Consider the following 9,626-nt stretch of genomic DNA (forward strand, 5'->3'; position numbering starts at 1 on the left):
GTCGAAGCGGGCCGAGCTGCCGGGCATTTCGCGCAGCCGCGCGCACCAGGCGCTGGCCGGCGCGATCGTGGCGGAGGCGCTGCTGACGGTCGCGGGCGGCAAGGTCGCGATCTGCCCGTGGTCGACCCGCGACGGCCTGCTGCTCACCCTCCAGGACAAGGCGAAGGCGGCCGCGGCCGACCGGGCGGCCTGAACCCTGGCCGGGACCGGGAAAACCGGGTATCCCGGAAACCATGAGCGAACAGCAGCGCATCCACGGCCGCGACGACGAAGACGAAGAGCTCCCGAAGCTCCCGACGCCCGGCAGCCTGACGCACGACGTGCCGACCGCACCCGACCCGGACGTGAACCCGGGCGGGACCGAAGAGGTTCCGGCCCCGCCCGGCCGCGACGTGCTGAGCGACCTCCCGGAGTAGCTCAGTCGGTGTAGACCTCGCTGATCGGGTTGGCCGGTTCCGCGTACTGGCGCACCTTTTCCGAGTCGCGCCGCATCGGGGCGCGGCCCGGAGGCTGCTTCGGCGGGTCGCCCGCGTCGATCTTCGGGATCGGGAATCGCCGCGGCTCCGTGGTGAGCGTGATGCGCTCGCCGTGGTGCAGCACTTCCAGCGGCTCGCCGTCGAGCACGTGGTAGGTGACCTGGTCGGGGTCGATCTCGACCTGGAACCGCGTGCCGCGGAACATCAGCCGGAACGTGAGCCGGCCCAGCTGCTCCGGCAGCCGCGGGGTGAACGACAGCGTGCCACCGTGGTCGCGCAGGCCGCCGAACCCGGCCACCGCGCCCTGCCACGCCCCGGCCAGCGACGCCATGTGCAGGCCGTTGCGCACGTTGTTGTGCACGTCGTGCAGGTCGGTCAGCGCGGCTTCGGCGAGGTAGTCGTAGGCCAGCTGCAGGTGCCCGACCTCGGCCGCGACGACGGCCTGCGTCCCCGCCGAGAGCGAGGAGTCCCGCACGGTCCTCGCTTCGTAGTAGGCGAAGTTGCGCGCCTTCTCCTCCGGGCTGAACGAGTCGCCGCACAGGTGCAGCGCCAGCACCAGGTCCGCCTGCTTCACGACCTGCTTGCGGTACAGGTCGAAGTACGGGTAGTGCAGCAGCAGCGGGTAGTGCGCCGGGTCGGTGTTCTCGTAGTCCCACTCGTCGTGGTCCAGGAACCCTTCCGACTGCGGATGCACGCCGAGTTCCGCGTCGTAGGGCAGGTACATCGCCGCCGCGGCCGCGCGCCACGAGTCCAGCTCGACGGTGTCGACGCCGAAGTGCGCCGCCACCTCCGGCTGCCGTTCGCAGGAGTCGGCCGCCGCCAGCAGGTTCCGGCGCGCCATCAGGTTCGTGTAGACGTTGTTGTCCGCCACCGCCGAGTACTCGTCCGGGCCGGTGACGCCGTCGACGCGGAACGTCCCGTGCCGGTCGTGGTGGCCCAGCGACGCCCACAGCCGCGCGGTTTCCAGCAGCAGCTCGGTGCCGTAGTCGCGCTCGAACTCCTCGTCGCCGGTCGCGTTGAGGTAGCGCAGCACGGCGTCGGCGATGTCCGCGCTGACGTGGAACGCCGCCGTGCCCGCCGGCCAGTACGCCGAGCACTCGGCGCCGTTGATCGAGCGCCACGGGAACGCCGCGCCGCGCAACCCCAGCTGGTGCGCGCGTTCCCGCGCTTTGTCCATTGTGGAGTGACGCCAGCGCAGCGCGTCGCGCGCCGCGTCCGGGATGGTGTAGGTGAGCACCGGCAGGACGAACGATTCGGTGTCCCAGAACGCGTGCCCGTCGTAGCCCGGGCCGGTCAGCCCCTTGCCGGCGATCGCGCGGCTTTCGCCGCGGGCCCCGGCCTGCAGGAGGTGGAAGAGCGCGAAGCGGACGGCCTGCTGCAGTTCGGGATCGCCCTCGATCTCGATGTCGGAGGTGGCCCAGTAGTCGTCGAGGAACTGGCGCTGCTCGGTGACCAGGCCCTTCCAGCCGGTCTGGCGCGCCCCCGCCAGCGCCGCCTCCACCTGCGACCGCAGCGCCGGTACCGAGCGCTGCGCCGACCAGCCGTAGGCGAGGAACTTGGTGATGCGGAGCCGGCCGCCCTTGGGGACGTCGACCGCGACCGTGAGCCGGGCGAGGTCCTCCTCGGAGTGGATGCGGGCGCGGATGCCGTCGTCCACCTCGATCTTGTGGTCCATCGCCGCCGCCATCCGCAGCCCGGACCGGCGGGTCTGGTGCACCAGCACGGCGTTGTAGTCGGTCGCGCGGTGGAATTCGCCGACCAGCGGCGAGTTCAGCGCGGCGGCCACCCGCGGGTCGCTGGTGTCGGATTCGATCGGCTCGTTGGCCAGCAGGTCGGACTGCACGACCAGCTGCAGGTCCTCGTCGAGCGGCTCGACCTCGTAGCGGATGGCGGCGATCGCGCGCTGGGTGAAGGAAACCAGGCGCTCGGTGCGCACGCGGACCCGCCGCCCGGTCGGCGACGACCACTCGGTGCTGCGGCTGAGCGTGCCCTTGCGGAAGTCGAGCACACGATCGTGCTTGGTGGCCGCGCCGTAGCGCATGTCCAGCGGCTCGTCCTCGACCAGCAGCCGGATGATCTTGCCGTCGGTCACGTTGACGACCGTCTGGCCCTCTTCGGGGTAGCCGTACCCGGCTTCGGCGTAGGGGAGTTCGTGCTGCTCGTAGAACCCGTTGAGGTAGGTGCCGGGCAGCCCGCGCGGCTCGGCCTCTTCGAGGGTGCCGCGCAAGCCGATGTGGCCGTTGGACACCGCGAACGCCGATTCGGTGCGCTGCAGGGCGTCGACGTCCATGCCGCGCCAGCGCAGCTCCCACGGGGCGCACTCGTAGCCGCGGGGTTCGTCGGTCATCGGTCCTCCAGCAGGTCGGCGAGGTCGTCGACGACGATGTCGGCCCCGTGGGCCTTCAGTGCGGCGGCCTGGTCGGCCCGGTTCACGCCCACGACGTACCCGAAGTGGCCGGCTTTCCCGGCCTGGACACCGGATTGGGCGTCCTCGAAGACGGCCGCGTGCGCGGGCTCGACGCCGAGCGCCGCGGCGCCGGCCAGGAACGAGTCGGGCGCGGGCTTGCCCCTGAGGTGCCGGTCGCGGATGACGAGGCCGTCGACGCGGGCTTCGACGTACTTGCTCAGGTCGCCGGCGTCGAGGACCTTGGCGCCGTTCGCCGAGGACGTCACGACGGCGATCCGCAGCCCGGCGGCCTTGACCGCTTCGAGGTACCGGATCGAGCCGGGGTAGGGGCTCACACCGCGTTCGTCGATGATCTTGAGGACCAGGTCGTTCTTGCGGTTGCCGACGCCGTTGACCGTGGGGGCGTCCGGCGGGTCGTCCGGGGTGCCCTCGGGCAGCTCGATGTTGCGTGACCGCAGGAATTCGCGCACGCCGTCGGCGCGGGGGCGGCCGTCCACAAAGGCCGCGTAGTCGAGGTCGGTGAACTCGGCGAACCCGGCGCCGTCGCGGGCGCGCAGGAACTCGTCGAATGTCCGTTTCCAGGCTTCGCGGTGGAGAATCGCCGTCCCGGTCAGCACTCCGTCGAGGTCGAACAGGCAGGCGGTGATGGCTTCCGGCAATCCCGTCATGCCCGCACGCTACCGGTCCTCGTCGCCGTTCGCGGGATGTTCGGGGTGTGGCCGGACGTGGTGGATGAGTTCGTGCACGGTCGCGTCGGCGAGCCGGTAGCGCACGACGCGGCCGGAGCGCTGCGGCGTGACCAGGCCGTGGGCCCGCAGCAGCCGCAGGGCCTGCGACACGGCGGTGTCGGTCATGCCGGTGGCCGCGGCGAGGTCGGTGACGCTGATCTCGCGCGCGTAGTGGATGGAGACCAGCAGGGCCAGCCGGGACGGGTCGGCGACCACGGAGAAGCGCCGGGCCCATTCGTCGATGACGGCGCGGTCGCCGAGCCCGTCGACCGCCGCCGAGACGCGTTCCGGGTCGATCAGCTTGCGCTCGGTGCTCACCCCCGGATGATTCCACCCGCGCCACGGGCGGACCACCGGTGGCCTGGCTCACGCCGCGCTTGACGCCGTCCCGGCGCCAGGCGAAGCTGCGATTAAGACAGTTGTCATAATCGAGGAGCCCGGAATGACCGACGTCGCCGCCGAAGCGGGAACCCGCTCGAAGACCATCACCTGGCAGGACCCGCTGCCCACCGCCCGGCTCGGCGCGAGCATGTCCGGCCTCGAGTACCTGACGGCCATCAAGGACGGCCGCATCCCGGGCCCGCCGATCGCCGCCCACTTCGGCCTGCGCTGGGAGCGCATCGAGCCCGGCGAGGTCGAGGCGGTCGCCGAGCCGGACGAGTCGCTCTACAACCCGATCGGCATGGTCCACGGCGGCGTGGCGGCCACGATGCTCGACTCGGTCGTCGGCTGCGCGGTCCACACGACGCTCCCGGCCGGCGTCGGCTACGCGTCGGTGGAGCTGAAGGTGAGCTACCTGCGCGCGATCCACGCGGGCCGCGGCGAGATCCGGGCGGTCGGCCGCGTCGTCAAGGAGGGTTCGCGGATCGCGTTCGCCGAGGGGGAGATCCGCGACGCCGAGGGCAAGCTGCTGGCGACGGCGTCGGGAACCTGCGCGATCACCCGCTAGAGCGGCTGCTTCACGTCCCAGTGCTCGACGAGCAGGCCGTCCTCGACACGCAGGATGTCGACGACGGCGGTGCCCGCCACGTGCAGGTGCACCACGACGAGGTCGCCCTCGGCGACCACGTGCCGGATCTCGGCGGTCGCGCCCGCGAGCGGGGAGTTCTTGACGGCGTCCGTGAACGCGTCCCGGCCCGAGGGCAGGCCGGGGCTGTGGGTGACGAAACCGGGGTGCAGCGCGGCCTTCGCGGCGTCGAAGTCCTTGTGCACGAACAGGTTCTCGAAGCAGGCGGTGACGATCTCACGGTTGGTTCGGCTCATGCCGCCGATCCTGCTCACCGGCGGGGCGCCCGTCGATTACGTCACGGGTAATCAGCGCGGCGGCCGGACGCGGCGGCCGCGAACGGCGTCCTCGCCGCCGAAGCGGCCGATGATCGACGCCAGCAACGCCCGGGCGTCGTCGACGCGCTCGGCGCCGTACTCGGCGACCAGTTCCTCCTGAAGGTCCCGCCGCAGTCCCCGAGTCGCTTCCACGGCGGCCAGCGCGTGCGCGGTCAGGTGCAGCAGCTTCGTGCGCGCGTCGTCCGGTGCCGGTTCCCGCCGCAGCAGGTTCCGGCGTTCGAGGTCCGCGACGGCTTTCGAGGCCGCCTGCTGGGTGACGCCCATCCGCTCGGCGAGCGCGGTGATGGACAGCGGGGCGGCCAGGACGTGCTGCAGCACGACGCCGTCGTTGAACCGCAGCTCGTCGAAACCCTGCTCGGCGAGGCGCCGCTGGACCTCGTCCGTCATGGCCCAGCCCGCGAAGAGCGCGGTCAGGGAGAGGTCGAGGGTGCTAGGATGCACAACCATGGTTGTGGAATCTAGCAGGGTGCCGCCCGCGCTGGCCGACGCGTTCATCCGCGTGGCGCACCGGATCGTCTGGTGCACGCTGGCGACCGTCGACCGCCGGGGGAGGCCGCGGTCGCGGGTGGTGCACCCGATCTGGCAGCCGGACCCGTTGACGGGCCGGCTGTTCACCCGGCCGACCCCGCTGAAGGTGGCGCACCTGGCGGCGACGCCGTGGGTGTCGTGCTCGTACTGGGACCCGCAGCACGAAGTCGCTGTCGCGGAGTGCCGGGCGGAGTTCGCCGACGACGAGGCGAGCCGCAAGGACCTGTGGAACCTGTTCGCCTCGGCACCGGAACCCCTGGGCTACGACCCGAAAATCCTCGGCGGCAAGGACTTCCGCGACCCGGAGATCACCGTGCTGAAGCTGACACCGTGGCGAATCTCGACGGGCGGCGAAGCCTGGCGCGCGGCCTGAGTGGTGTTGGTCCGATCGTATGACGCCTCGGCGGCGGTTAAACCGGCGTCGGCATCGGGGCGTGAGGGCGGCGAAACCGCGACCGTGGCGCACGCCGCGGCACCCGGCCGGACCGCCGTGGTGGCCGCCGTGTCGCCGAAGTGCTCGGGCACGGCGTCGTGGGGCAAGATCCGTTACCAGGTCTGCTTCCGCTGGAACTGCGACAGCACGAAGTGCAACGTGCTCGGCTACCTCGGGCTGATCAACACGGCGACGAGCGCGCGGACCGTCAACTGGGACCTCGACTACGCGCTCGACGGCGGGGCGTTCAACAACCGGCAGACACGGCTCTGCGTCCGGAACGAAGAGCGGCTCTCGATCGACTACGACGGCACGCTGAGCACCGCGATCTTCGCGAGCGAAACCATCGGCTGTCTATAGGTCAGGCGGCCCCGACGCGGCGGTCGAAGACCAGGCCTTCGGCCGCCCGCAGGCCCACGCTGATCGCGCCGGTCAGCACGGCGTCCTCGCCCAGTTCGCCTTGGACCACCTTCGGCACCAGCGGCGTGAACGCGCGCAGGGCGCGGTCGATCGGCTCCAGCAGCAGGTCGGCCGCTGTGCCCATCCCGCCGCCGAGGACGATCAGCTCCGGATCGATCACCGCCGCCACCGACGCGACCGTGTAGGCGAGGCGGTCGGCTTCCGTTTCCACCGCGCGGCGGGCGAGTTCGTCGCCTTCGCGGGCCAGGCGGAAGACCTCGCGGGCCGATTTCGCCGTGCCGAGACCGAGTTCGCGGGCGCCGCGGACCACCGACTGCGCCGCCGTCGCCTCTTCGAGGTGGCCGCGCGCGGGCGGGGTCGTGGGTTCCTCCGCCGCCCGTGTCCGGCCGTAGGGCAGGTAGCCGATCTCGCCCGCCGCGCCGGTCGCGCCGCGGAACACCCGGCCGTCGACCATCATGCCCATGCCGACGCCGGTGCCGATCGTGATGCAGCCGAACACCGACGCGCCGCGCGCGGCGCCGCTTTCCCATTCGCCGACCGCGGTCAGGTTCGCGTCGTTCTCGACCATCAGGTCCGGGCCCAGCGCGGCCTCGAGGTCGTCGATCAGCCCGGCCCGGCCCCAGCCCGGCAGGTTCGGCGCGTGCCGGAAGCAGCGCTTTTCCGGGTCGGCGACGCCGGGGGAGCCGACCACGCGGACAACGATGTCGGACGCCGTCAGGCCCGCTTCGGCGACCGCGTCGGCGGCGATCTTCCCGACCGCGCTCACCAGCGCCGCCCCGGACCGCGCCGTGTTGCGCTCGTCGCGGCGGGCCACCAGGACGCGTCCGAGGTCGGACACCGCGACCCGGATGTGCTCGCGGCCGATGTCGACGCCCAGCACGTACCCCGCCGTGGGGTCGGCCTCGTACAGCACCGCCGACCGGCCGGTGCCGGTGGACGTCTGCCCCGTCGGGCGCGCCAGCCCCGCCGCCTCGAGCGCCAGCAGTGCCTGGCTGACCGTCGGCTTGGACAGCCCGGTGTCCTTCGCGACCTGCGGCCGGGTCGCCGGCCCGCTGCGGCGCAGCAGGTCCAGCACCGCCCGCTGGTTGATCTTGCGCATCCCGGCGGGGGTCCCGACCGTTGGAGCTCCTACGCCGGTCACCCGTGCCCGCCTCTCGTCTTCGTTCTCCCCGCCACGCTAGCCGCCCGGAACCCGGATTTCCCGGAATACGTCCGATCCGGAACCCGTTGACCGGGGCATGAGCACTCCGGTACGCGGCCGGGTCCGCGTGGCACAAGGCGCGAAGCGGGTACGCGTGTTCCTCGGCGGGGAACTCGTCGCGGACACGGTGCACCCCCTTCTGGTGTGGGAAGTCCCGTACTACCCCACGTACTACTTCCCGCGCGCGGACGTCGTGAGCGGCGTGCTCACCCCCTCCGGCCGGACGACGCACTCGCCCAGCCGCGGAGATGGTGTTCTGTCGACGATAAAGGTCGGCCGGGCCGAGGCGGTGGACGGCGCGCTGGAACACCCGGATTCGCCCATCGAGGAGCTCCGCGACCACGTCCGCTTCGACTTCGCCGCGTTCGACTGGTTCGAAGAGGACGAGCAGATCTTCACGCACCCGCGCGACCCCGGGGTGCGCGTCGACGTCCTGCCGAGCTCCCGGCACGTCCGCGTCGAGGTCGACGGCGTCACGGTCGCCGACACCGTCCGGCCGCACCTGCTGTTCGAGACCGGCCTGCCGGTCCGCTACTACCTGCCCCGCGTCGACGTCCGGATGGACCTGCTCGAGAAGATCGACACGGTGACGCACTGCCCGTACAAGGGCGCGGCCGAGCACTTCGACGTCGCCGGGCACGCCGACCTCGCGTGGAGCTACCCGACGCCGCTGCCGGAGAGCATCCGCGCCGCCGGGCTGGTGGCTTTCCTCGACGAGAAGGTGGACGTCTTCGTCGACGGGGTGCGGCAGGAGCGCCCGAAGACGAAGTTCGCCTGAGCCTCAGCCCCCGAAGAGCGCTTGCACCGCGGCCTCGTCGCCCTCGATCTCGACACCGGTCTGGTCGAGGGTGAGCACCCCGGCGGCCAGGCCGAGCACGATCGCGGGTTCGGCGCGCACGACGGCGTCGAGGTCCCGGCCGTCGTGCAGGCCGACCTCGACGCCGGAGCGCGTCGCCCGCACCTGGACCAGCCCGTCGTCGGCCGCGATCCCCACCGTCACCGGCCGGCCCGCGGTCTTCCGGCCGCCGAGCAGGGCGGGCAGGGCGACGACGAACCATTCGGGCCGGAAGCGGTCGGTCCCGGGCCCGCGCACCATCAGCGGCGCGGACCAGCGGACGAGCCCCTCGATCGGCTCCCGCAGCCCGGCGCCCCACGGCGTGAGCGCGTACTCGATCGCGTTGCCGTCCGCGGCCAGCCGTCGCTCGACCACGCCGGCGTCCTCCAGATCGCGCAGCCGCCCGGCGAGCAGGTTGGTGGCCACGCCGGGGAGCCCGTCGAGCAGCTCGCGGTAGCGCGCGGGCGCCACCAGCAGCTGGCGGACGACGAGCAGGTTCCACCGGTCGCCCACGACGTCGAGCGCCCGGGCGAGACCGCAGTACTGACCGTAGCTTCGGCTCATGGTTCCTCACTTGACAATCTCAAGCACGCCTGACTATATCAAGTCACCCGACGAGCTTGAGGAGTTTGTCATGACCGTCCCACCGGCGATCACCGCCCTGCGCGCGGCCGGGGAAAGCGGTGACGCCGACGCGGTCGCCGGCCTGCTGGCCCCCGAAGTCGTCTTCCATTCCCCGCTCAGCGCGCGAGTGCGCTTCGAGGGCCGGGAGCAGGTGGCGGCCCTGCACCGCGACATCTTCGCCGTGCTGGAGGACGTCGAAACCACCGAGCCGCTCGTGCGCGGCGACACGGCGTCGTTCTCCTTCCGGGCGCGCGTCCGCGGTGCGGACCTCGAAGCGATGAACGTGGTGCGCGTCGACGAGCACGGGCAGATCGCCGAGTGCACGGTGTTCGCCCGGCCGCTCCCTGGCCTCGCGACGCTGTTTTCGGCGCTTCCGCCGCGCGTGGCGGCCCGCCGCCGCGGCCCGCTGGTCGGCGTGCTCGTGGCGCTCTTCGCGCGGCCCGTCGCCTTCGTGCTGCGGACGGCGGATCGTCTGGTGCCCAAGCTCGTATAACGCCCTATACCGCGCGGGTTCAAGCAGCGTGGCGGCCGTGGGCCTGGCGCCGGGAACCGCGGGGACGCGGCCGGGCCGGCGCCGGAGCGTCCACAGTGGACGCGGACGTCGACGTCCCGTCGGCCGTCGCCGCGGGC

General features: G+C 72.2%; 13 protein-coding genes and 1 pseudogene. 7 read left to right on the forward strand and 7 right to left on the reverse strand.

Annotated elements, in window-relative coordinates:
- Positions 1–193, forward strand: a pseudogene (locus G3I65_RS35950) (exopolyphosphatase); the annotation flags it as partial.
- Between the two features lie 40 nt (positions 194–233).
- Positions 234–416, forward strand: coding sequence for a hypothetical protein (locus G3I65_RS35955; protein ID WP_160700044.1), 183 nt, complete (start codon positions 234–236; stop codon positions 414–416).
- A 1-nt stretch (position 417) separates the two neighbouring features.
- Here G3I65_RS35955 and G3I65_RS35960 read toward each other — a convergent pair whose 3' ends face one another.
- Genes G3I65_RS35960 through G3I65_RS35970 form a run of 3 tightly spaced genes read right to left on the reverse strand, consistent with a single transcriptional unit; the run spans position 418 to position 3,929 of the window.
- Entirely contained in the window at positions 418–2,823 is a 2,406-nt protein-coding gene (locus tag G3I65_RS35960) for a glycoside hydrolase family 65 protein (protein WP_160700045.1), read from the reverse strand.
- Positions 2,820–3,551, reverse strand: coding sequence for an HAD family phosphatase (locus tag G3I65_RS35965; RefSeq protein ID WP_160700046.1), 732 nt, complete (start codon positions 3,549–3,551; stop codon positions 2,820–2,822). Before G3I65_RS35965 ends, G3I65_RS35960 begins: the two co-directional genes overlap by 4 nt.
- A 9-nt stretch (positions 3,552–3,560) precedes the next feature.
- Positions 3,561–3,929 carry a helix-turn-helix transcriptional regulator gene (locus G3I65_RS35970; protein ID WP_125312177.1) on the reverse strand — a complete coding sequence of 123 codons (369 nt, stop codon included), beginning with the start codon at positions 3,927–3,929 and terminating at the stop codon, positions 3,561–3,563.
- A gap of 124 nt (positions 3,930–4,053) precedes the next feature.
- Here G3I65_RS35970 and G3I65_RS35975 point away from each other — a divergent pair, with 124 nt between their 5' ends.
- Positions 4,054–4,560, forward strand: a complete 507-nt coding sequence (locus tag G3I65_RS35975; protein ID WP_160700047.1) for a PaaI family thioesterase — start codon at positions 4,054–4,056, stop codon at positions 4,558–4,560.
- On the opposite strand, the gene G3I65_RS35980 is transcribed toward G3I65_RS35975, so the two are convergent.
- Together G3I65_RS35980 and G3I65_RS35985 are read right to left on the reverse strand one after the other, a co-directional pair.
- Positions 4,557–4,874: a nuclear transport factor 2 family protein gene (locus G3I65_RS35980; RefSeq protein ID WP_160700048.1), complete on the reverse strand. Its 318-nt coding sequence runs from the start codon at positions 4,872–4,874 to the stop codon at positions 4,557–4,559. The two genes, G3I65_RS35975 and G3I65_RS35980, sit on opposite strands and share 4 nt — an antisense overlap.
- Positions 4,875–4,925: 51 nt before the next feature.
- Positions 4,926–5,402: a MarR family winged helix-turn-helix transcriptional regulator gene (locus G3I65_RS35985; protein WP_160700049.1), complete on the reverse strand. Its 477-nt coding sequence runs from the start codon at positions 5,400–5,402 to the stop codon at positions 4,926–4,928.
- On the opposite strand from G3I65_RS35985, the gene G3I65_RS35990 reads away from it, so the two are divergent.
- Complete coding sequence (locus tag G3I65_RS35990) at positions 5,401–5,856, forward strand: pyridoxamine 5'-phosphate oxidase family protein (protein WP_160700050.1); 456 nt, start codon at positions 5,401–5,403, stop codon at positions 5,854–5,856. The genes G3I65_RS35985 and G3I65_RS35990 overlap by 2 nt on opposite strands.
- Before the next feature lie 84 nt (positions 5,857–5,940).
- Positions 5,941–6,276 (forward strand): hypothetical protein, encoded by a 336-nt coding sequence (locus G3I65_RS35995; RefSeq protein WP_160700051.1) that lies wholly within the window; start codon positions 5,941–5,943, stop codon positions 6,274–6,276.
- Between the two features lies 1 nt (position 6,277).
- On the opposite strand, the gene G3I65_RS36000 is transcribed toward G3I65_RS35995, so the two are convergent.
- On the reverse strand, positions 6,278–7,435 hold the full coding sequence (locus G3I65_RS36000; protein WP_166641000.1) for an ROK family protein: 1,158 nt from the start codon (positions 7,433–7,435) through the stop codon (positions 6,278–6,280).
- Positions 7,436–7,574: 139 nt separating this feature from the next.
- Here G3I65_RS36000 and G3I65_RS36005 point away from each other — a divergent pair, with 139 nt between their 5' ends.
- Complete coding sequence (locus tag G3I65_RS36005) at positions 7,575–8,315, forward strand: DUF427 domain-containing protein (RefSeq protein ID WP_166641001.1); 741 nt, start codon at positions 7,575–7,577, stop codon at positions 8,313–8,315.
- 3 nt (positions 8,316–8,318) lie between these two features.
- On the opposite strand, the gene G3I65_RS36010 is transcribed toward G3I65_RS36005, so the two are convergent.
- Complete coding sequence (locus tag G3I65_RS36010; protein ID WP_160700053.1) at positions 8,319–8,936, reverse strand: helix-turn-helix domain-containing protein; 618 nt, start codon at positions 8,934–8,936, stop codon at positions 8,319–8,321.
- A gap of 70 nt (positions 8,937–9,006) precedes the next feature.
- Here G3I65_RS36010 and G3I65_RS36015 point away from each other — a divergent pair, with 70 nt between their 5' ends.
- On the forward strand, positions 9,007–9,489 hold the full coding sequence (locus tag G3I65_RS36015) for a nuclear transport factor 2 family protein (RefSeq protein ID WP_160700054.1): 483 nt from the start codon (positions 9,007–9,009) through the stop codon (positions 9,487–9,489).
- Positions 9,490–9,626 lie beyond the last annotated feature (137 nt).

The organism is Amycolatopsis sp. SID8362 (genome assembly GCF_010550475.1).
GTDB lineage: Bacteria > Actinomycetota > Actinomycetes > Mycobacteriales > Pseudonocardiaceae > Amycolatopsis > Amycolatopsis eburnea.

Excerpts from the sequence above, each read along its gene's own strand:
- G3I65_RS35960 (WP_160700045.1), bottom strand. The coding sequence starts at position 2,823 with ATGACCGACGAACCCCGCGGCTACGAGTGCGCCCCGTGGGAGCTGCGC.
- G3I65_RS35975 (WP_160700047.1), top strand. The coding sequence starts at position 4,054 with ATGACCGACGTCGCCGCCGAAGCGGGAACCCGCTCGAAGACCATCACC.
- G3I65_RS36000 (WP_166641000.1), bottom strand. The coding sequence starts at position 7,435 with ATGCGCAAGATCAACCAGCGGGCGGTGCTGGACCTGCTGCGCCGCAGC.
- G3I65_RS36015 (WP_160700054.1), top strand. The coding sequence starts at position 9,007 with ATGACCGTCCCACCGGCGATCACCGCCCTGCGCGCGGCCGGGGAAAGC.
- G3I65_RS35955 (WP_160700044.1), top strand. The coding sequence starts at position 234 with ATGAGCGAACAGCAGCGCATCCACGGCCGCGACGACGAAGACGAAGAG.
- G3I65_RS35965 (WP_160700046.1), bottom strand. The coding sequence starts at position 3,551 with ATGACGGGATTGCCGGAAGCCATCACCGCCTGCCTGTTCGACCTCGAC.
- G3I65_RS35985 (WP_160700049.1), bottom strand. The coding sequence starts at position 5,402 with ATGGTTGTGCATCCTAGCACCCTCGACCTCTCCCTGACCGCGCTCTTC.
- G3I65_RS36010 (WP_160700053.1), bottom strand. The coding sequence starts at position 8,936 with ATGAGCCGAAGCTACGGTCAGTACTGCGGTCTCGCCCGGGCGCTCGAC.
- G3I65_RS35980 (WP_160700048.1), bottom strand. The coding sequence starts at position 4,874 with ATGAGCCGAACCAACCGTGAGATCGTCACCGCCTGCTTCGAGAACCTG.
- G3I65_RS36005 (WP_166641001.1), top strand. The coding sequence starts at position 7,575 with ATGAGCACTCCGGTACGCGGCCGGGTCCGCGTGGCACAAGGCGCGAAG.
- G3I65_RS35990 (WP_160700050.1), top strand. The coding sequence starts at position 5,401 with ATGGTTGTGGAATCTAGCAGGGTGCCGCCCGCGCTGGCCGACGCGTTC.